A 21108-nucleotide genomic window follows, 5' to 3' on the forward strand; every position below is an offset into this window, starting at 1 on the left:
TAGATGGCTTTGAGCCCCTAACCTTTATCTGCTCTATTTATTACAGAATTTTTCCAATTTGAAAATATTCCTGTATTTCTCACATTATTTTTCTGTCACCCAAAGCTTATCCTCTTTGCTTGATTGGAACATATTTCTGCATGCCGGGACCAGTATAATCTGCACGCGGACGGATTAATCGGTTGTTATCATATTGTTCTAAAATATGAGCCAGCCAGCCTGACACACGGCTTACTGCAAAGATTGGTGTAAATAAATCATGATCAATACCTAAGCTATGGTATACAGAAGCAGAATAGAAATCAACATTTGGCGGAAGATTCTTCTCACCCGTTACGATATTTTCAATTTTTGTAGACATTTCAAACCAATGCGGTTCACCTGTCAGTTCTGTTAATTTCTTAGACATGTCTCTTAAATGCTTAGCACGCGGATCGCCTTTGCGATAAACGCGATGTCCAAAGCCCATAATTTTTTCTTTCTTTTCAAGCTTGCCGCGAACATATGGTTCAACGTTTTCAAGTGTACTAATTTCAGTTAACATTTTCATAACTGCTTCGTTGGCCCCACCGTGTAATGGTCCTTTTAAAGCCCCGATTGCGGCTGTAACACCTGAATAAACATCCGATAATGTCGCCACACAAACACGTGCAGTAAATGTTGAAGCGTTCAACTCGTGGTCTGCATGAAGAACAAGTGCCTTATCAAAAGCTTCAATGGCAATGGCTTCAGGCTCTTTTCCTGATAACATATATAAGAAGTTTGCAGCAAAGCCAAGATCTTTTCTTGGTGCAATTGGGTCAAGACCTTTTCTAATTCTTGAAAATGCTGTAACGATTGCAGGCATTTTTGCTTGCAGACGAATAGCTTTGTTATAATTAGATTCTTTATCCATCAAGTCGGCTTCTTCATCGTATAATCCTAAAAGAGAAACAGCTGTACGTAAAGCAGCCATCGGGTGTACTTGATCAATCGGATACATTTTAAAATGCTCTAATACTTCCTTTGGCAATTCCATATTTTCTGCTAATTGATTTTTTAAATCCTCTAATTGTGATTGATTCGGAAGCTTTCTATGCCAAAGCAAATATATCACTTCTTCAAAGCTTGCATTTTCAGCTAAATCATCAATGTCATATCCTACATATGTTAATGTATCATCAATGATAGAACTAATTGATGATGTTGTAGCAACTACCCCTTCAAGACCGCGTGTAACTGTCATACTGACTCTCTCCTTTACATAATAAGATTTCCCCATACCCTTTTGTCTGTTTATCATGTTCTAAGCTAAATCCTTATGACTTTTTAATCAGGTACATCTGATATATGGGCAACAACTTCACCCTTTTAAGTCGACAAATGTCGAACTACAGACCAGTTAAAATTGATAAAAAGGCAACCTATTAAATCTCTTATTCCTTGATTGGAATTAATCAATATCACATAATCGATTCGAGCGAGTGCTCGGTAAACAACTAGAATGAAAATGCTTACATTTCCATTCTATAATAAATATATAGAAATAATAGTAGAAATATAAATATATTTTTACTTTTATTTCTTAAAGGACTTTGTAAAAGGTTGCATTTTCATGTCCTATTATAAACAATTATCTGACACTTGTGAATGGAAACGCATCGAAAAATAAGAAAAAATTAATATTTTTTTGCAAATCAATAAGTTTTACTTATTAAGCGTTATTAATATTTCTTATATTATAGAAAAAAATGGTATTGTTGTTAAATACACCCAATAGATCTAAACCAAAAAATACAAAGTTTCCCATTAATATAAAGTCATTTTTAGTATGGATACGAATAAAAAATACATTCTATTCTTAATATTATTCTAACATAATTTCAGAATTATTAAAAATAAATTACCTTTTATTACAATTTTTCCCTATCAGAAGATTAGTGTGTTTATAAGATGATATCCTATTTTGGAAATGGTAAAATATTCTGCAGAGAAATATCTTTTCCATTAAGTTTTTATTGTTATTTCTTTAAATAATGAAACTTTCTTCTGTAATTTGAGTAAATAATATTAGTTTTTATGCAATGTCATAAGGAGGTACTTGCTTGAACCCAGTATATTTTTATCGAACGTTAAGGTTATTATTCGTTATCGGCTTTGCTCTATTGATTCTTATAGGTTTTTTCTATGTTTCAAAAGTGACATACCCGTTTATTATTGGTTTTGCCATTGCCTTTCTTATTAACCCGCTCGTTAATTTCCTCCAGAATAAATGGCGAATGCCTCGTGCACTAGCGGTGCTAATTAGTATAGTTCTGATTATCGCTCTATTTGCAGGTCTGATCACTCTATTAATAGCAGAGATTGTATCAGGTGCAGATTACTTGGCTAAAGTAGTTCCAGATCATTTGGAAACACTTATTGATTATGTTGAACAATTCTTTGCAGGACAAATTATTCCATTTTACAATCAGATAACAAGTCTTTTTAATAGTCTGGATACCGGGCAGCAAGGTACAATTATGGAAAATATAGAGAATGTCGGAAAGAAGATTGGGTCAACTTTAGGGACATTTATTCAAAACTTCTTTGGCAAAATACCGAATATTTTATCTTGGTTTCCGAATGCAGCAACTGTTTTGATTTTCTCGTTGCTTGGCACATTTTTTATTAGTAAAGATTGGTACCGGCTTTCTGCAATGGCCGGCAAACTGCTTCCAAACCGAGCGAAGACGAGCGGAATAACAGTTTTTGCAGACCTTAAAAAAGCTCTTTTTGGATTTGTGAAAGCCCAAGCAACACTTATCTCCATCTCAACAGTCATCATTTTAATTGGGTTATTAATTTTAAGAGTTGATTATGCAATAACGATTGCACTAATTGCAGGAATTGTTGACATTATCCCTTATTTAGGGACCGGATTAATTTTTGTTCCCTGGATCATTTATGAAGCCGTTGCTGGAGATTTAGGTATGGCTATCGGATTAGGGATTTTATATACAATTGTTCTCGTTCAGCGTCAAATTATGGAGCCAAAAATACTTTCCTCCAACATCGGACTTGATCCTTTAGCTACTTTAATTGCCTTGTTTGTCGGGTTTAAGTTAATTGGATTTTTAGGACTGATTGTCGGCCCTGTTACTCTAGTCATTATTACAACCCTGCATAAAGCTAACGTATTCCATGATTTATGGCTATTTATCAAAGGGAAACCTGAGTCTTAAATACATGCAGAAAAAGGTCATTCCATTGTGGAATGACCTTTCTCTATTTCAGCTTATCTTATAATCGTTATTGTATTTCTGTCTATCCATTTTCGAAACCATTTAATCATGAGCTTTTTGAATATGCTTTTTGTTGGGGGAGCTAATAAGAGTAAACCAGTAATATCACTTAAAAAACCCGGGGTGAGAAGCAATGTTCCACCGATTAACACACATATCCCATCGAGAATCGCGTCTCCTGGCATTCGGCCATAGCTCAGCTGCTCCCTAGCTCGCCTTATCGTTTCAAGCCCCTGTTTCTTAGCTAAATATGCTCCCAATACGCCTGTAAATACAATTAATCCAATTGTTGGCCATACCCCTATAAAATTCCCTGAGAGGAGGAGCATCCCAATCTCTGCAGCGGGAACAACAATGATCAATAATATTAAATATCTCATAGTGTCACCATGTTAGAGAACACTAGCATGCCCGTTATAAATAACACCCCGATTGGAGTCGACTGTAATTTCCTGCCCATCCTTCAATAAAGTTGTTGCATTTTCAACTCCAACGATAACAGGTATGCCAATATTAATTCCAACTACTGCCGCATGACTCGTTAGCCCGCCTTCCTCTGTAATAAGCGCGCTGCACTTCTCGATAGCTGGCACCATTTCTCGATCCGATCCAATTGTTACTAAAATGGCTCCTTCTGTTACTTTAGCATTCGCTTCCTCTGCATTACGGGCAACAACTACTTTTCCAAATGCAGACTTTCGTCCAATTCCTTGAGCCTTTACCAAGATATCCCCTACGACATGTATTTTCATCAAGTTTGTCGTTCCTGCTTCACCTACCGGAACACCCGCTGTTATAACAACTAAATCACCAGAAGACACAATCCCGCTATTTAAGCTTTCTTCTACTGCGGCATCAAGCATGTCATCTGTTGTTGATGCCTTTCTTCCAATTTGCGGATAAACTCCCCAAACGAGTGCAAGACGGCGAGAAACATAATCATTTGATGTAACAGCGACAATCGGTGCTTTAGGACGATACTTAGAAATCATCCTTGCCGTATGACCGCTTTCAGTAGGTGTGATTATGGCATGAACATCAAGGTTAAGTGCCGTATGTGCAACAGATTGACCAATAGCATCGGTTATATTATGTTCATTGTCTTTACTGCGTGAGGAGAGAATTTCTTTATGGGCTAAAGCTGTCTCTGCACGGGAAGCAATATTATGCATCGTTTGCACAGCTTCAAAAGGATATGCGCCTGCAGCTGTTTCTCCAGAAAGCATAATAGCATCAGTACCATCAAAGATGGCATTTGCTACATCACTTGCTTCAGCTCGAGTAGGACGAGGGTTGCGCTGCATGGAGTCAAGCATTTGTGTAGCTGTAATGACAGGTTTTCCTTGTGCATTGCATTTTTTGATTAATTGCTTCTGCACTAAAGGAACCTCTTCCGCAGGTATTTCAACGCCAAGATCTCCTCTAGCAACCATTATTCCATCAGACACCTCAAGAATTTCATCGATTTTATCGACTCCTTCTTGGTTTTCAATTTTAGGTATGATCTGGATATGTGAAGCCTGATTGTCTTCTAATAGCTGTCTAATTTCCAGAACATCAGATGCTCTGCGAACAAATGAAGCTGCGATAAAGTCAATTCCCTGTTCAATTCCAAAAAGGATATCTTGAGCGTCCTTTTCTGTTATACCAGGTAAATTTACAGATACTCCTGGAACATTAACACCCTTCTTATTCTTTAATATTCCGCCATTTAAAATGATCGTATGAATTTCTTTTGAAGCCTTATCAATCTTGTTCACCTCAAGAGCAATCAAACCATCATCAAGTAATATCTTAGAACCTACCTCTATGTCATTAATTAACTCGGCATATGTAACAGAAAACCTCTCCGCTGTCCCTTCTACTTCATTCATAGAAACAATGATTTCATTGCCTGCTTTCAATTCAATGGCATCGTGTCTCATATTATGAGTACGAATTTCAGGACCTTTCGTATCTAAAAGAATAGCAACCGTTTTTTCCGCCCGTCTAGCTGCCTCCCGTATATTTCGGATTCGCTGTCCATGCTCTTCGAAATTTCCATGTGAAAAGTTTAAACGTGCCACATTCATCCCAGCTTCAATTAACTGCATTAATTTTTCAACACTCTCACTGGCTGGTCCAATCGTACATACGATCTTTGTTTTTCGCATGATGTTTCCTCCTCTATTAAATCGAAAGTTCCTTTGATAATCTAAAGATTCCAAGATCCACTACATGCTTAGTATCAAGGACCTTATTAAAATCATGGTCAACAACTAGATTGTTCTCAATTCCAACAGCACGTCCTCCCTTGCCTTCAAGCAAGAGCTCTACCGCATATGCACCAAGGCGACTGGCGAGAACACGGTCAAATGCTGTTGGAGAGCCGCCGCGCTGCATATGTCCTAAGACAGAAACCCGTGTATCAAAATTCGTAGCTTCCTCGAGTTCTTTGGCAAAATCCATTCCCGTTGTCACACCTTCTGCCACGATGATAATACTATGCTTCTTACCCCGTGCATGTCCCTTAATTAGTCTGGCAGCAATTTCATCCATATTATATTTTTCTTCTGGAATAAGAATGGTTTCTGCCCCACCGGCTAATCCCGCCCATAGAGCAATGTCTCCTGCATTTCTTCCCATGACCTCAATAATAAAGGTGCGTTCATGAGAGGTAGCTGTATCTCGTATTTTATCAATTGCGTCAATAACCGTATTAATAGCCGTATCGAAGCCGATGGTATACTGAGTTCCTGCAATATCATTGTCTATCGTTCCCGGAACGCCAATGCATGGAAAACCTTGCTCAGATAGTGCTCTTGCACCATGATAGGACCCATCTCCTCCAATAACGACTAATCCTTCAATCCCATATTTCTTTAACTGTTCCAATCCTCTTTGTTGGCCATCTTTTGTTTTGAATTCCTCACATCGAGCAGAGTATAATATCGTTCCCCCGCGATGGATGATATCTCCAACGGAACCAAGCTCCAGTTTGTTAATATTCCCGCTTATAAGCCCTGAATATCCTCCTAAAACTCCAAAAACCTCTATATCATGATAAATAGCTTTTCTTACTACGGCACGAATTGCCGCGTTCATGCCCGGGGAATCCCCTCCACTCGTAAGCACTCCTATTCTTTTCACACTTCCACCTCAAATTCTTATTATCTAAATAAGATTACTTCCAATACTGTATAAGTGAAATCAAATTCACTTTTTAGAAAGGGAAATACTAGAAATCACAAATTGGCATACATCTAAAATACCATGAAGACATTGGTATCACAACTGAATTAGAAAAGCGGAAGCGCCTTCGGAACAATTAAAGGACGAATTGTTCCTGCGATGTTCATTCGCAGAAGATCTCCTTAGTGTCCACCCCCGACAAGCCCAAGACAAGCCTCCCGGAAAGGTGAGCTTTACCTTTCTGGGAGGATTGGCTTGTGACCTCGAGGTCGACAAAAACGCGACGTCCTGTCGCATTGTCGACACTAGTACGTCCTGTACGTCGGGGGTAGGCGCTCCTCCTAAAAACTAACGCTTTTACTCGTGCGGATGATAATGCTGCCGAAGCGTTCCTTGTGGAGCTGGACAGTTCTCAAACTCGAGAAAAGTTATACTTTCTATTGAAATAGCTAACAGATTGTAGAATTTCAATACTGACCAAAAAAAAAGAACATGCTGTAATAGCACGTCCCTATTTTACCCCGATAAATTCCTTTAAATTAGAAAACTCACCAATGGATTTATACTTATCATACCGGTGAATAGTTAATTGGTCTTCTGTAAATCCTTTTAGTTCTTTCAGAGATTTATGCAGGACTTCATCTATGAAATGTGCCTGCTGCTTTATATCTTTATGTGCCCCACCTTTAACCTCAGAAATAATTTCATCAACGATTCCTAACTCTTTAAGATCTGGGGCTGTAATTCTCATGCTCTCAGCTGCTCTTTTCGCTTGAGTGGCATCCTTCCATAATATAGCAGCAGCACCTTCAGGCGAAATAACCGAGTACGTTGAATTCTCAAGCATATGAATATGATTTCCAACACCCAGTGCTAATGCGCCTCCGCTTCCGCCTTCTCCGATAACGATGCAAACGACAGGCACCTTTAAACTAGCCATTTCAAATAAATTTCGGGCAATTGCTTCACTCTGCCCTCGTTCTTCGGCTGCTTTACCAGGATAAGCACCTTTTGTATCAATGAAACAAATAATCGGGCGTCTAAACTTTTCTGCCTGTTTCATTAGCCTAAGGGCTTTTCGGTAACCCTCTGGGTGAGGCATGCCGAAGTTTCTGCGGATGTTTTCTTTCGTATCCTTGCCTCTTTGATGACCAATTACAGTAACAGGAAGTCCTTTATATTTGGCAATCCCGCCAACAATCGCCTCATCATCTGCAAATGTTCTATCTCCATGACATTCAAAGAAATCAGTGAAAAGAAGTGAAATATAATCCAAAGTCGTTGGACGGCCTGGGTGTCTTGCGATTTGCACTCGATCCCAAGGTTTCATGTTTTCATAAATCTCTTTTTCTAATTTTCCTAACCTTGCTTCTAATTTTTCAATTTCTGCAGATAAATCCACATCTGCATTTTTAGTAAATTCCTTTAGCTCCGATATTTTATTCCTAAGCTCAATAACCGGTTTCTCAAATTCAAGGACTCCTACCATTCAAGGTCACCTCCTTGTTCATGTATAGATAGAATAGTCGCAATTTGCCCTTTCAAATCTAACCTCGAAATGACTGCATCCAATTGTCCGTGTTTTAATAAAAATTCTGATGTTTGGAAGTCTTCAGGCAGTTCCTCCCTGATCGTCTGCTCAATGATTCTTCTACCTGCAAAGCCAATTAACGCCCCTGGTTCTGCTAGATTATAATCACCAAGAGAGGCAAAGCTAGCTGACACGCCCCCAGTAGTTGGGTGTGTCATAATAGAAATAATTAAACCGCCATTATCACTGAATCTTTTTAAAGCCACACTAGTTTTTGCCATCTGCATTAAGCTTAGTACACCCTCTTGCATCCTGGCTCCGCCTGAAGCTGTGAAGATAATGAAAGGTACTGACAATTCATCTGCTTTTTCAATTGCTAGTGTTATTTTTTCTCCAACTACCGATCCCATACTGCCCATTCGAAACGTTGAATCCATAACGGCAATAACAATCTGATGTCCGTTAACTGTTCCAATGCCAGTGACAACCGCTTCGTTTATACCGGACTTTTTCCTGTCCTTTTCAAGTTTTTCAATATAATCAGGGAAATTCAATGGGTTTTCAGAAATCATTCCCGCATTCATTTCTTCAAAGCTGCCTTCATCAAGAAAGCTATCTACCCGCTCACCTGAATCCATAGAATGATGGTATTGGCAATGCATGCAAACCTTTAAATTCTTCATTAATTCTTTCGTATACATGATCTTTTTGCAGTTTGGACACTTTGTCATAATTCCTTCGGGAACATCCTGCTTGGCTGCTTCCGAAGGAATTGTAGCGTATTTCTTCTTTTTTGGTTTTGTAAAAATCTCCTTAAGCAAGGTGAAACCTCCCGTTCTATATATAACAGCGTTTCTTTTCGTAACAGAAGTGGTCAGACCACTTAGAACAAAAATAAATGAGTGAAGGAAAACTTGTCTATCTTTACCACTATAGAATAAAAGAGCTACAAAATTTGCAAAAAACTGTCGTTAATCATTCGACAATTTTCTAAGCTCCTTATAGGCTTTCCTAACCTCAGATTCTTTTCTTGTTAATAGTTTATTGATTACATTCATATATTCTTGCTTGTCTGCGTCCATTTTAAATATTTTCAAGGAATTATAATAGTCTTTTAATATTGTCCATAATCGCAGAAGCAAATGATTATCTGCAAGCTCCGCCATTTTCAGGAAAAAATCTTCATCTGTGAATGATGAAGTTTCCGCCCATTTTTTTATGTCTTGCAATAGCTTATCTGGTGATTTGATAAGAACAAGTAACAAGCAGTCCATTTCAATCAGAGACTTTGTCTCAGCAATGTCTGCTTTCGCCTTTTCATCTTGAAGAATAAAGGTACTGATCAGTTGAACAAGCTGATGTCCTTTAAAGTCGCGAATAAAGGTTCCTTCTCCTCTTCTAGTTTCAATTAACCCTAGAAGTTCAAGTGCTCTTAGCGCTTCACGAACGGAAGAGCGCCCAACTATTAGGCGCTCACACAATTCTCGTTCAGAAGGTAATTTATCGCCAGCTTTTAGACCCTCTTGTTCGATCATCAGTCTAAGCTGTTTGACAATTTCAACATATATCTTTGAACCTTGTTGACTTGGATCCACGTTAAAGACTCACTCACTTTTCCCAATAACTGCGAGTTTTCGTGTTTTCTCTTTGACAGCTTCCGGGTCAACTTTAATTCGAGCTACCCCTGTCTCCATCGCTGCTTTTGCCACTGCGGCAGCAACTTCTGGTGCGACCCTAGAGTCAAAAGGACCTGGAATCACGTAGTCTGCGTTCAGTTCATCTTCATGAATAAGATTTGCTATGGCTTCTACTGCCGCAATCTTCATCTTTTCATTAATATGTGTCGCCCTTACATCTAAAGCACCGCGGAAAATACCCGGGAATGCAAGAACATTGTTTACCTGATTAGGGAAATCGGATCTTCCTGTTCCAATGACAGCTGCACCTGCTGCCTTTGCTTCATCAGGCATGATTTCCGGAGTAGGATTCGCCATTGCAAAGATAATCGGATCTTGGTTCATTGAACTAACCATATCTGCTGTCAAAGAGCCAGCGGCAGAAACTCCAATGAAAACGTCTGCACCATTAATGACATCTGCAAGACTTCCTTGAACCTTATCGCGATTCGTATATTTCGCGACATTCGTTTTTATATCATTCATACCATTCGGACGGCCTTCGTAAATCGCACCCTTAGTATCGCACATAATGATATCTCTAACCCCATATGTGTAAAGAAGTTTAATGATGGCGATCCCAGCAGCGCCAGCTCCATTTGCAACAACCCGAATTTCATTCATTTTCTTCCCTGTAATCTTCAATGCATTTACAAGGCCAGCAACCGTTACAATGGCGGTTCCATGCTGATCATCATGGAAAACAGGGATATTTGCTTCCTTTTTTAATCTTTCTTCAATCACAAAGCAATTAGGGGCAGCAATGTCCTCTAAATTAACGCCTCCAAAAGTAGGCTCTAGTAATTTAACCGTTTCAACAATTTTATCAATATCCGTTGTATTTAAACAAATAGGAAATGCATCTACACCAGCAAAGCTTTTGAATAAGACAGCTTTTCCTTCCATGACAGGCAGTGCAGCTTCGGGGCCAATGTTTCCAAGCCCAAGTACAGCTGTCCCATCTGACACGACCGCTACCATATTGCCTTTCATTGTATATTCGTAAACAGATTCAGGCTTATCATAAATCTCCTTACAAGGCTCCGCGACTCCAGGTGAGTATGCGAGACTTAAATCTCGTGCATCTCTCACTGGCACCTTAGACTTTGATTCGAGTTTTCCTTGGTTAACTCTATGCATATGAAGAGCTTCTTCACGTAAGGTCATACTTATTCCACTCCTTTGGATTGCTTAATTCAGTTAGCATATACGTTATGTAAAATAAGAAAAGCGTAAGCGCCTTGCTCACCCCCGACAAGCACAAGACGGGCCTCCCGGAAAGGTGTTCTTTACCTTTCTGGGAGGATCGGCTTGTGACCTCGAGGGGGTAGGCGCTGAAACTAGACAGAAATAAAACTTGGCGTCTGCAAGAACTATTGCAGATGCCTTCGTTTTCTTTATGCGATATTCTAAGCAGTCAGCTAATTAATTTCAAAATTTTCTTTTTCTTTTAATAGACATTATCTTTCTATCGATCGGTTGTAGAAATCTGTAAAGTCTCGTGGTGGTCAGACCATTTTCTCTTTTAACAAATATACCATATTTGTTGATGATGTAAAGTAATAACATGAGTCAGGAAAAATGCTATTTTTTGAGAATTACGTGTTGTTCCCCAAGGATTTCCTTTAATTTCATAATAAATTCTTCAGTAGGATTAACTAAATCTTCCTCTCCTAAACGAATCCTTTTTTTCGTGCTTTCATAATATAAAATAATTTGAACTTTTCCTTCATTTTCATTAAATAATTTTTTGAGATAATGAAGAATATCCGGATCTTCATTTTCTTTTGTAATCTTTAAATATAGTACGGGATCCTTTTTCTCTTCCTTTTCGATAGCCGCATTGACTTCTTCACATCTTTGAACAATAAATTGACGCTTTCCATCCTTTTCTTCCAGCTTCCCCTCAATTAAAAGAATATTGCCTTGCTTTAGCAATACGGAGAATTTAGTATATGTATCAGGAAAAACAACCGCTTCCAATTCATCTGTTTGGTCACTGATCGTTAAAAAAGCCATGGCAAGACCTTTTTTTGTTCTTATATTTTTTATATTTGTCAAGTAAACTACTGCACGGACTCGGTTTGTACTAGGATGCAAATAATATAGTTGTGTGGCGTTCAACATTGGCACATACATCTCGTATGAAGCAACAGGATGGTCTGATAAATAAACCCCAAGTACCTCCTTTTCAAAAGCCAGTTTATCCTCTGAACGTATCGAATCTACTTGTGTATACTTTGGTTTTGGAAAAAAATCACCTTCTGAAAAGAAATCAATTTGTTCATCTTCGATCTTCAGTAAATTTGCATGTTCAACTGCGGGGTCAAGACTTGCAAGCAGTATAGCCCGGTCTTGACCAAATTCATCAAAGCTTCCTGAATGCACTAGCGCCTCCAGCACCTTTCGATTGATCGCTTTCGCCGTCACTCGGATAGAGAAATCAAATAAATCATCAAACCGTTTATTCTTTCTCGAACGAAAAATTTCCTTAAGAACAGATGCACCTAATCCTTTAATTGCAGCCAAGCTATATCTAATTGCAGCTTTTTCAACTAAGAATGAGTATCCGCTGTTATTTATGGAAGGAGGAAGAATCTTAAGATTCATTTGCTTGAGCTCCCTCACATATTGAGAAATCTTTTCTTCATTTCCAATAACAGATGTGAGCAATGCCGCCATAAAATGAAGGGGAAAATGTGCCTTTAAATAGGCAAGCTGATAAGAGATAAAGCTATAGGCAACTGCATGGCTGCGGTTAAAGCCATAGTTGGCAAAGCGAACGATTAAATCATATATATCATTGGCCGTTTTCTCATTGTAGCCTTTCTTTAACGCTCCATTTACAAAATGGGTTCTTTCCCTGTCAAGAATTTCCTTTTGTTTTTTACTGACGGCTCTCCTAAGCAAGTCAGCCTCTCCAAGTGTGAACCCCGCCAATTTGGCTGCAATTTGCATAATTTGTTCCTGATAAACAATCACCCCATATGTATTCTCAAGAATGGGGATTAAATCGGTGTGGGGGTAAGTAACCTTTTGTTTACCATGCTTACGATCAATAAAAAGTGGAATATTCTCCATTGGACCTGGTCTGTACAAAGCATTTACGGCAACGATATCTTCAAAACTGGAAGGACGGAGCTTTTTTAATACCTTTCTCATTCCTTCAGATTCCAGCTGGAAAATTCCAGTTGTCTCCCCTCTGCTTAATAATTCAAAGGTGCTATGATCATGGAGAGGAATCGCTTTAATATTTATACTCTTACCGGTCTTTTTTTGAATTGACTTTAAAATATTTTCAATTAGGGATAAATTTCTTAACCCTAGGAAGTCCATTTTTAATAAGCCGATTTCTTCTAAATGCTCCATTGAATACTGTGTCAAATAAACCCCAGCATGCCCATTTTGAATTGGAATAACATTTACTAATGGCTTTTCACTAATAACGACCCCTGCCGCATGAGTAGACGTATGCCTTGGAAGCCCCTCTATTTTAAGCGCCGTTTCGAACAGCCTGCGATTTAAGCTCGATTCACTTGCAAACCTCCTTAAAGACTCTGATTCTTTATAGGCATCCTCTAAGGTAATCCCTAATTTAGAAGGTATTCTTTTCGATAAGCTGTCTAATTCTTTCGGATTTAATCCGAATGCTCGCCCTACATCCCGTAATGCCGCTTTTGCTGCTAAGGTACCAAATGTAATAATTTGAGCCACATGAAGCTCACCGTATTTCTGTGAAACATAATGGATTACCTCGTCTCTGCGATGATCGGGAAAATCAATATCAATATCCGGCATCGATACACGCTCAGGGTTAAGGAAACGTTCAAAAAGCAGCCTATGCTCAATCGGATCAGCATCCGTTATATATAAAACATAAGCTACAATAGATCCAGCAGCCGATCCCCGGCCTGGTCCTGTTAATATTCCATTCTCCCTTGAAAACTTCATAAAATCCCAAACAATTAAGAAATAGTCGCTAAACCTCATTCTTTTTATGATCTGAAGTTCATAGGCTAGCCTTTGTTTATGCTCTTCTGTTACGTTTGAATATCTTTCTTTAAGCCCTTTCAGGCACGTAGCCTCCAGGAGTTCATCAGCAGAGCCATTATTTTCTACCGGATACTTTGGGAGGTGCTGCTGATTGAGTTCGATCATTACATTACATTGGTCGGCAATTTTCAATGTGTTTTCCAGGGCATCTGGATATTCTAATAACAACTCAGCCATTTCTTCTGCAGTTTTTAAATAGTACTCATCGCTTTTTAGATGCACCCTCGTTTCATCCTGAAGCTTTTCCCCATTCTTAATGGCCATGAGGCACTCTTGTGCAAATGCATCCTCTTTTGAAAGATAATAAACTTGGTTTGTTGCTGCTAGTTCAATGCCTGTTTCCTTTGACAAACGGACTAAACTTGGATGTATTTTTGTTTCCTCAGCAAGCTGATGATTCTGGAAAGACAAATAAAAATCTCCCCTGCCAAACAAATCTTTATATATACTAGCTGCTTCCACTGCCTTTTCATATTCATCATTTGCTAAATAATGTTCAATTTCTCCCTCCATGCCAGGACTAATACCTATAAGACCATCTGAATAAGCCTTTAGCCATTTGGCTGGAATCCCTTCAGGAGATTTTGTTTGAACAACACTTGTTATTTTTAATAGATTTTGAAAGCCAATCTGATTTTTTGCCAGGAGCACAATGGGATAGGCTAACGAGGGCTGTATCTCACTAACAGCATCAACCGTTAACCCCAAAATCGGTTTAATAGATTGTTTTAAGCATTCTTTATAAAAAGCTACTGCCCCGTACATAACATTGCGGTCAGTCAAGGCTATTGCTGAAAAGCCCTTTTGTCTTGCGTCTTTGACGAGCTGCTCAACGGCTGCCGTACTAGTCAATAAACTATACGCACTATAAACTTGAAGGTGAATAAATGCCAATTTGTTCACACCCTTAATTCTTCTCTTCTTAATATTATAGGACGGTTCATGGAAAAAGGAAAATACGTTCTCTTTTTAATAAGATCTAAACAAAAATTTGTAGAAGAGGATTAATCATATTTCAGAAGGTTTGTCCATAGAATGGTAGAAATCGTTTTGATATTAGGCGGAAATAAGAAAAGCGGAAGCGTTTTTATCTCCGCGGTAAGGAAGGATGATCATGAAAATCCAGCCCTATTTCGCTACATTATTTGATAGTTATTTTATTGCTCTTGGGGTAGTCATCGGAGGATCGATTATTGGAAGCGTTGCTGCGTTTCTTACGGGAAAGCCGCCTTTAACAGAAGCATATCGAATATCTAATATTATTAGAATTTGGGCAATTATTGCAGCAATCGGAGGAACATTTGATACGCTTTATAGCTTTGAAAAAGGTGTTTTAGATGGTCAAACAAAAGACTTATTTAAACAATTCTTATTAATTCTATCTGCCTTTGGAGGAGCTCAAACGGGTGCTATACTAATAAACTGGCTAACTCAGGAGCATATATCATGAGGATGCCGCCGTATTTTTCTAGACCCGTCTGGCAGCGCTTCTTTGCTGGAATGGCAATAGGCGGTATAATCAGCTGGTTTATTTTTCTATATATATTTGGCGAATGGAATGAGAAATACAGCAAGGAAATACAAAAGCAGAGAGAAGACATTGCTGATCTTGAGAATGATATTAAAATCTGGCAGGAGGACTACAAAGAACTAAATAAATTAAATAGTCAAAAGCTTATCGTTCAAGAAATTAAAGTAAAAATCCAAAACAGCGATAAATATAAACTAGATTCATTTAGTGTTTTTGAAATTGAAGATGAAATAAAAGAAGATATTAAAATGATGAAGGCAAAGGATATTGAAACTATTAATAAAAGTAGTGATTTAATCGAAAAAATGATTGAGAATAAGGTTTTTAAAGTGAATGAAAAGCGTTATCGTGTTGAAATTAGAAAAATGGTAATCTATACAACCTTATCAATTAAAGTAGATATTAAATTGGATTAATAAAGTTATTACTGTAAATAACCATATCAAGAGTCAGGCCCTGCTGCAAAAAATGAGGGGCCCGACTCTTTTATTTCGATCAGCCTTCTAGCCCATACAAGCTTCTTCTAAGTCCTTGATGACGACATCCTTATCGTCCCATGAATAGATGGATGCTCCCGCGGCAAGCGGATGTCCGCCGCCATTGTATTTTCTGGCAATTTCATTTATGATTGGACCTTTAGAACGAAGACGAACTCTAATCTGATCCTCTTCCTCGATAAAGAACACCCATGCTTTAATGCCTTTAATGTGACCAAGGGCTCCTACTAGAAGGGAAGCCTCTGATGCCTTTACTTGAAATTCTTCTAATAATTCTTTTTTTAGAACCATTGATACAGCGCCATGTTTTTTCACTTCAAAGTTTTGCAGGACAAATCCATTTAACTTCACAACGTTTGGCGATAGTTCATACATTTTATCAAACAGCTCTGGCCGTGAGAAATTATAGTGAATAAGTTCACCAGCATAGGCAAAAGTTTTATCAGATGTGCTTGGGAAAAGAAACCGCCCTGTATCTCCTACAATTCCCGCGAATATTAATCTAGCTGCTTCATCCGACATTTTCAAGCCCTTATCCTTGCCAAAAAGATAAAATTCATAAATCATTTCACTGACAGAGCTAGCATCTGTATCAATCCACATCATGTCCCCATATGGGTCAACATTTGGATGATGGTCAATTTTTATTAATTTATCCCCTAAATGGTACCTTTCATCACAAATCCGTTCGGCATTCGCTGTGTCACAAACAATGACTAAGGCCCCTTCATATGCATCATTTGGGATTTTATCCAGTCTGCGCAAATAGTAAAGCGTTTCTTCTTCCTTTCCAACGGTATAAATTGTCTTTTCGGGAAAAGAGGCTTTAAGAATCTCGGCTAGGCCTCCCTGAGATCCATATGCGTCTGGATCTGGACGAACATGCCTATGGATAATGATGGTTTCATATTCTTTTATGATGTTTAATATTTTCTCTTTCATGGTTTTCTCCTTTATGATCAAATAAATTTTTATTTTACTCCATATGAAAAGAAAAAAGAGCATGCTATGGCATTTTTTTAGATAAAAAGTTAAAATAGCCTCAGAGTAATGAAAAATGGAGGTTAAGTTAATCATGCCAGTATTAGTTATTTTAATTACAATCGCACTTTCATTTTATCTATATTACAAAGTAAAATTTGTTCGCTGCAAGAAACCAGCTGAAAAAAAGTGGATTTCTTCTAAATCAAGTATGGCTTTAGGTGTTTTTATCGGATTATATGGCTTAAACCAGTTTTTTCTAAATGGAAATACAGCTACTTATATTATCGGTGGAATCTTTTTTCTATTAGGAGCCTTTACTATTTTCGCCGGCCTTAAAGCCTATAAATATTATTTACCGATTGCGGCAAATGAAGCAAAAGAATAATAATTTTTTAAAGCCGCTCCTTTATGGAACGGCTTTTATCTTTGTCTAGCTTTAGTGCCAAAGTACTTCCGCTTTTCTTATCTCTCAATCAATTGACACATCATCATAGCCTTGCCAACGAGAACACCTTCATTGTAGACCTCTACATCAACTTTCCCGAATTTCCGTCCTACTTCTAGTACACGTGGATAAACCTCTAGCATACTCTCAATTTGTACGGGTTTAAGGAAATAAATGGTCATATTCTCGACAACTAAGTCACCTTTTTTATAATTTCGCAGCACTCGATTGGCGGCTTCTGAAACGATTGTTGTAAATACTCCATAAGAAATGGTACCAAGATGATTGGTCATCTGTGGCGTAACCTCACAGCGGTACACATCTTCCCCTTTTGTCTTCCCCCTCATTAGCACAAGTTGATTGGTCACAATATCATCAATCGTTTCACCGACTTGGGGCTGACGCTGAATCATTTGCAGTGCCTTTAACACATCCTGTCTGGTTATGATTCCTTCAAGCCTATTCGAATCATCGACAACCGGGAGGACCTCAATTCCTTCCCAAACCATCATGTGCGAAGAGGAAGCAACACTTGTTTGTTTCCCGACAGTCATTGGATTCTTGGTCATTAGCTTATCAATTTGTGTATCGGGATCATGCCCCATAATATCCTTAGATGTAACCATACCAATTACCTTTAAATTTTTATCGACTACCGGGAACCGTCCATGATTTGTTTCTTTATTAAATTTAAGCCAATCTGAAACTTTATCAGTTGGTTTGACGTATACCGTTTTTTCAAGAGGAGTTAATATATCCTCTACAAGGACAATCTCCTTTTTAATCAACTGATCATAAATAGCCCGGTTGATCATCGTTGCAACAGTAAATGTATCGTAGCTGCTTGAAATGATAGGCATCTGCAATTGATCAGCGAGTTTTTTTACACTTTCCTCCGTATCAAAACCTCCAGTAATAAGTACAGCTGCACCTGCCTTAAGTGCAGATTCATGTATTTGCGTTCGATTTCCGACAATGAGCAAGCTGCCTGCGTCAGTGTACCGCATCACGGCCTCTAGTTTCATGGCCCCGATTACAAATTTACTCAATGTTTTATGCAAACCATCTCTTCCGCCTAAAACCTGGCCATCAACAATATTAACAACCTCGGCAAAAGTTAGCTTTTCAATATTTTCTTTCTTCTTCCGCTCTATCCGAATCGTACCAACCCGTTCAATCGTACTGACATAACCTTTGTTCTCTGCATCCTTAATAGCCCGGTAAGCTGTCCCTTCGCTGACGCTCAGTGCCTTGGCGATTTGTCTAACTGATATTTTCTCTCCGACAGGCAATTCATCGATATATTGCAAAATTTGTTCATGTTTTGTAGCCAAGACGTTCACCCTTTTTCAATAATTCCTATATCTTCATTATAAGGTTAAAAACGCCTTTATTTCAATTCGATGTGATGAACGTCCTAAATATTTTAATATTAGCGATTAATAGCTCTTGATCTCTTTCTTTCTTGGACTTGTATGCTAGTACTTGGTACAGATTTCTTAGGTGAGTATAGCAATGAAGTTAAATTTCCAGCAATGACAATAAGTGCGAAGGCTAGCCAGCTAATGGCAAATATTCCTTCCAAACCTTCGCCGAAAATGTTAAGTCTTGGAACTGCAAAATAAAGAAGAAAGCCACAAACAAGCAAACATAATAAATATCGATTTTTTTTCATTCCTTTTTCCTCCTAATGATGCTTCTTCATTTATATGTATGCGGACATGCTTGGAAAATGTATGGATTTCTTTTGCTTTGAAGGGGGATATAATGAAATACATCAAGAAAAACCACGAAAAAAAACAGCGCAGCTTAAATCAGCTGCACTGCAATTTTATAATTGAATAGAATCTCCCACCTGAAGTACTTGAACAACACCTGGTTCAAGCATTTCTGCAAATTTTTGTGGATCCTGTCTGATTGGCGGGAACGTATTATAATGTATCGGTACTACTTTCTTAGCACTCAACAAGCCCGCCGCATAGGCTGCGTCCTCTGGCCCCATTGTAAAATTATCTCCAATTGGTAAAAATGCAAGATCAATCGGATGCCGGTCACCGATTAATTTCATATCGGAGAATAGACCTGTATCGCCTGCGTGATAAATCGTTTTATTTTCAATAGTGATCAGCACTCCCGCTGGCATGCCTAAATAAATGATTTCATTGTTTTCTGTCTCTAGTCCAGTTCCGTGAAAAGCAGGTGTCAATTTTACCTTTCCAAAATCAAACTGATAAGCACCACCTATACTCATTGCGTGAGTATTCACACCTTGCCAGCTTAAATAGGTTGCAAGCTCAAAATTGGCAATAACGAGAGCATTATGCCTTTTAGCCAATTCAACGGTATCTCCCAGGTGGTCCCCATGTCCATGGGTCACAACAATAACATCAGGTTTAACTTCATCCACCTTTAAATCTGTTAATTCGTTTCCAGTAATAAACGGATCTATTAAAATTGTTTTCCCTTGTGACTCTATTTTCACAACAGAATGACCATGAAATGATACTTTCATTTCTCTTCCCCTTTCTACTTTTACGCTATGTAATTGATTCAACGGAAGTTTTTGTTTTCCTGCTTTCTATACACTACCCTATTTTACACTTTTCTAAAAGTTTACTTTTCTCCATTTAGTTGCTAATCTTTTAATATTAGCGAAGAGCTTTAATTACAAGGAGGGTAATGATGAATAGCAGATTACAGAAATTATCCAGCTGGATGAAAGAAAATAATGTACAAGTTTGCTTTGTGACGTCACCTGAAAATGTTTTTTATTTTAGTGGTTTCTTAAGTGATCCTCATGAACGCCTTCTAGGCTTAGCCGTTTTTCAAGAAGAAGAGCCTTTTCTCGTTTGCCCTGCATTGGATAAAACGGATGCAAAAAATGCAGGCTGGAACAATGAGATTATTTCTTACAGTGATATCGAAAATCCATGGGAAATGATACATAAATCAATCTTCGGCCGTTTGAAATCCGTTGATCACATCGCGATAGAAAAAGAACATATGAATGTTGAACGCTTTGAAATTCTTACTCAATTGTTTAATGGGGCAAGATTTATTTCGGCGGAGGAAAAGTTAAGAAAGCTTCGGATGGTAAAGGATGAAAAAGAGCTAAGCATTATCCGCGAAGCTTGTGCATTGGCAGATTATGCTGTTGAAGTAGGATGTGCTGAAATAAAAGAAGGGAAATCAGAATTAGAGATCATTGCAGCTGTTGAATTTGCCTTGAAGAAAAAAGGCGTTACAGAAATGTCGTTCTCTACGATGGTTCTTACTGGAATAAATGCAGCATCTCCTCATGGAACACCAGGATTGACGAAAATTAAAAATGGAGATTTCGTTCTTTTCGATCTAGGGGTAGTTGTGGATGGCTATTGTTCAGACATTACTAGAACAGTTGCCTACGGAGATATTAATGATAAGCAAAGAGAGATTTATGATACAGTTTTAAAGGCACAGCTGGCCGCAGTTGAAGCAAGTAAGCCCGGTGTTTCATGCTCCGAAGTTGATTTAACAGCAAGAAAGATTATTGCTGATGCTGGCTACGGCGAATATTTTCCTCATCGATTAGGCCATGGACTTGGGATTAGCGTGCATGAATATCCTTCCTTAACTGAGACAAATCCGCTCCTGCTAGAAGAAGGAATGGTTTATACAATTGAGCCTGGCATCTATGTTCCTGATGTTGCCGGGGTTAGAATTGAAGATGATATTTATGTAACAGCTAACGGCGTAGAAATTTTAACGAGATTCCCGAAAGAACTGCAGATTATTAAATAGTAAGGCCTGTTCAAATAGCCGGGCATGTCCTAAATCGGGTAAAGAACTGCATCTAGGACATGCCCCTTCTATGTTTTTTAGCAAACTTAGAAGCAAGGCTGGATTCTGATGACTGGGGATGGATTTTTTCATATTGCCGGCATTAGATGAAGCAACTAGTGACTGTTCGGCACTGTT

The 21108-nt window shown here is 38.4% G+C and carries 19 protein-coding genes; 5 read left to right on the plus strand and 14 right to left on the minus strand.

Annotated elements, in window-relative coordinates; translation table 11 throughout:
- Nucleotides 1–106 precede the first annotated feature (106 nt).
- On the minus strand, nt 107–1225 hold the full coding sequence (gene citZ, locus V7127_RS05940) for a citrate synthase (protein ID WP_335343858.1): 1119 nt from the start codon (nt 1223–1225) through the stop codon (nt 107–109).
- Between the two features lie 859 nt (nt 1226–2084).
- Between citZ and ytvI the strand changes: the two genes are divergently transcribed.
- Nucleotides 2085–3203, plus strand: a complete 1119-nt coding sequence (gene ytvI / locus V7127_RS05945) for a sporulation integral membrane protein YtvI (protein ID WP_335343859.1) — start codon at nt 2085–2087, stop codon at nt 3201–3203.
- 53 nt (nt 3204–3256) lie between these two features.
- On the opposite strand, the gene V7127_RS05950 is transcribed toward ytvI, so the two are convergent.
- The 8 genes from V7127_RS05950 to dnaE all read right to left on the minus strand — a co-directional run bounded on the left by V7127_RS05950 (nt 3257) and on the right by dnaE (nt 14588).
- Nucleotides 3257–3643: an FxsA family protein gene (locus V7127_RS05950; protein ID WP_335343860.1), complete on the minus strand. Its 387-nt coding sequence runs from the start codon at nt 3641–3643 to the stop codon at nt 3257–3259.
- A 12-nt stretch (nt 3644–3655) separates the two neighbouring features.
- Nucleotides 3656–5416, minus strand: coding sequence for a pyruvate kinase (gene pyk, locus V7127_RS05955; RefSeq protein ID WP_335343861.1), 1761 nt, complete (start codon nt 5414–5416; stop codon nt 3656–3658).
- 16 nt (nt 5417–5432) lie between these two features.
- On the minus strand, nt 5433–6392 hold the full coding sequence (gene pfkA / locus V7127_RS05960; RefSeq protein WP_335343862.1) for a 6-phosphofructokinase: 960 nt from the start codon (nt 6390–6392) through the stop codon (nt 5433–5435).
- A gap of 553 nt (nt 6393–6945) precedes the next feature.
- Nucleotides 6946–7923: an acetyl-CoA carboxylase carboxyl transferase subunit alpha gene (gene accA, locus V7127_RS05965; protein WP_335343863.1), complete on the minus strand. Its 978-nt coding sequence runs from the start codon at nt 7921–7923 to the stop codon at nt 6946–6948.
- Nucleotides 7917–8786: an acetyl-CoA carboxylase, carboxyltransferase subunit beta gene (gene accD / locus V7127_RS05970; RefSeq protein ID WP_335343864.1), complete on the minus strand. Its 870-nt coding sequence runs from the start codon at nt 8784–8786 to the stop codon at nt 7917–7919. The genes accA and accD overlap by 7 nt, the downstream gene beginning before the upstream one ends.
- 150 nt (nt 8787–8936) lie before the next feature.
- Nucleotides 8937–9500: a FadR/GntR family transcriptional regulator gene (locus tag V7127_RS05975; RefSeq protein WP_438823972.1), complete on the minus strand. Its 564-nt coding sequence runs from the start codon at nt 9498–9500 to the stop codon at nt 8937–8939.
- A 69-nt stretch (nt 9501–9569) separates the two neighbouring features.
- Nucleotides 9570–10808, minus strand: coding sequence for an NAD(P)-dependent malic enzyme (locus V7127_RS05980; protein WP_335353774.1), 1239 nt, complete (start codon nt 10806–10808; stop codon nt 9570–9572).
- Nucleotides 10809–11225: 417 nt separating this feature from the next.
- A complete protein-coding gene (dnaE, locus tag V7127_RS05985; RefSeq protein ID WP_335484302.1) occupies nt 11226–14588 on the minus strand; it encodes a DNA polymerase III subunit alpha in 3363 nt (1120 codons plus the stop codon).
- Nucleotides 14589–14808: 220 nt separating this feature from the next.
- Here dnaE and V7127_RS05990 point away from each other — a divergent pair, with 220 nt between their 5' ends.
- Together V7127_RS05990 and ytrI are read left to right on the plus strand one after the other, a co-directional pair.
- Entirely contained in the window at nt 14809–15144 is a 336-nt protein-coding gene (locus tag V7127_RS05990; protein ID WP_335353776.1) for a YtrH family sporulation protein, read from the plus strand.
- Nucleotides 15141–15641, plus strand: coding sequence for a sporulation membrane protein YtrI (gene ytrI, locus V7127_RS05995; protein WP_335484304.1), 501 nt, complete (start codon nt 15141–15143; stop codon nt 15639–15641). The genes V7127_RS05990 and ytrI overlap by 4 nt, the downstream gene beginning before the upstream one ends.
- A gap of 87 nt (nt 15642–15728) precedes the next feature.
- Here ytrI and V7127_RS06000 read toward each other — a convergent pair whose 3' ends face one another.
- A complete protein-coding gene (locus V7127_RS06000; protein WP_335346920.1) occupies nt 15729–16664 on the minus strand; it encodes a DHH family phosphoesterase in 936 nt (311 codons plus the stop codon).
- Nucleotides 16665–16797: 133 nt separating this feature from the next.
- Here V7127_RS06000 and V7127_RS06005 point away from each other — a divergent pair, with 133 nt between their 5' ends.
- Nucleotides 16798–17091: a YtpI family protein gene (locus tag V7127_RS06005; protein WP_335346921.1), complete on the plus strand. Its 294-nt coding sequence runs from the start codon at nt 16798–16800 to the stop codon at nt 17089–17091.
- Between the two features lie 77 nt (nt 17092–17168).
- Here the strand turns inward: V7127_RS06005 and V7127_RS06010 are convergent, their stop codons facing one another.
- The 3 genes from V7127_RS06010 to V7127_RS06020 all read right to left on the minus strand — a co-directional run bounded on the left by V7127_RS06010 (nt 17169) and on the right by V7127_RS06020 (nt 19663).
- A complete protein-coding gene (locus tag V7127_RS06010) occupies nt 17169–18485 on the minus strand; it encodes a CBS domain-containing protein (RefSeq protein WP_335484306.1) in 1317 nt (438 codons plus the stop codon).
- A gap of 98 nt (nt 18486–18583) precedes the next feature.
- The gene (locus V7127_RS06015; protein WP_335346923.1) at nt 18584–18826 is read right to left on the minus strand and encodes a hypothetical protein; all 243 of its coding nucleotides are present in this window, start codon (nt 18824–18826) and stop codon (nt 18584–18586) included.
- Between the two features lie 156 nt (nt 18827–18982).
- Nucleotides 18983–19663 carry a metal-dependent hydrolase gene (locus tag V7127_RS06020; protein WP_335484308.1) on the minus strand — a complete coding sequence of 227 codons (681 nt, stop codon included), beginning with the start codon at nt 19661–19663 and terminating at the stop codon, nt 18983–18985.
- A gap of 170 nt (nt 19664–19833) precedes the next feature.
- On the opposite strand from V7127_RS06020, the gene V7127_RS06025 reads away from it, so the two are divergent.
- On the plus strand, nt 19834–20931 hold the full coding sequence (locus V7127_RS06025; protein WP_335346925.1) for a M24 family metallopeptidase: 1098 nt from the start codon (nt 19834–19836) through the stop codon (nt 20929–20931).
- On the opposite strand, the gene V7127_RS06030 is transcribed toward V7127_RS06025, so the two are convergent.
- A partial coding sequence (locus tag V7127_RS06030; RefSeq protein ID WP_335484310.1) for a hypothetical protein occupies nt 20893–21108 on the minus strand: 216 nt, incomplete at its 5' end. The two genes, V7127_RS06025 and V7127_RS06030, sit on opposite strands and share 39 nt — an antisense overlap.

This window comes from Bacillus sp. JJ1773 (assembly GCF_036962035.1).
Classification (GTDB): domain Bacteria; phylum Bacillota; class Bacilli; order Bacillales; family Cytobacillaceae; genus Cytobacillus.

Excerpts from the sequence above, each read along its gene's own strand:
- citZ (WP_335343858.1), bottom strand. The coding sequence starts at position 1,225 with ATGACAGTTACACGCGGTCTTGAAGGGGTAGTTGCTACAACATCATCA.
- V7127_RS05950 (WP_335343860.1), bottom strand. The coding sequence starts at position 3,643 with ATGAGATATTTAATATTATTGATCATTGTTGTTCCCGCTGCAGAGATT.
- pyk (WP_335343861.1), bottom strand. The coding sequence starts at position 5,416 with ATGCGAAAAACAAAGATCGTATGTACGATTGGACCAGCCAGTGAGAGT.
- accA (WP_335343863.1), bottom strand. The coding sequence starts at position 7,923 with ATGGTAGGAGTCCTTGAATTTGAGAAACCGGTTATTGAGCTTAGGAAT.
- V7127_RS05975 (WP_438823972.1), bottom strand. The coding sequence starts at position 9,500 with ATGATCGAACAAGAGGGTCTAAAAGCTGGCGATAAATTACCTTCTGAA.
- V7127_RS05980 (WP_335353774.1), bottom strand. The coding sequence starts at position 10,808 with ATGACCTTACGTGAAGAAGCTCTTCATATGCATAGAGTTAACCAAGGA.
- V7127_RS05990 (WP_335353776.1), top strand. The coding sequence starts at position 14,809 with ATGAAAATCCAGCCCTATTTCGCTACATTATTTGATAGTTATTTTATT.
- ytrI (WP_335484304.1), top strand. The coding sequence starts at position 15,141 with ATGAGGATGCCGCCGTATTTTTCTAGACCCGTCTGGCAGCGCTTCTTT.
- V7127_RS06000 (WP_335346920.1), bottom strand. The coding sequence starts at position 16,664 with ATGAAAGAGAAAATATTAAACATCATAAAAGAATATGAAACCATCATT.
- V7127_RS06005 (WP_335346921.1), top strand. The coding sequence starts at position 16,798 with ATGCCAGTATTAGTTATTTTAATTACAATCGCACTTTCATTTTATCTA.
- V7127_RS06015 (WP_335346923.1), bottom strand. The coding sequence starts at position 18,826 with ATGAAAAAAAATCGATATTTATTATGTTTGCTTGTTTGTGGCTTTCTT.
- V7127_RS06020 (WP_335484308.1), bottom strand. The coding sequence starts at position 19,663 with ATGAAAGTATCATTTCATGGTCATTCTGTTGTGAAAATAGAGTCACAA.
- V7127_RS06025 (WP_335346925.1), top strand. The coding sequence starts at position 19,834 with ATGAATAGCAGATTACAGAAATTATCCAGCTGGATGAAAGAAAATAAT.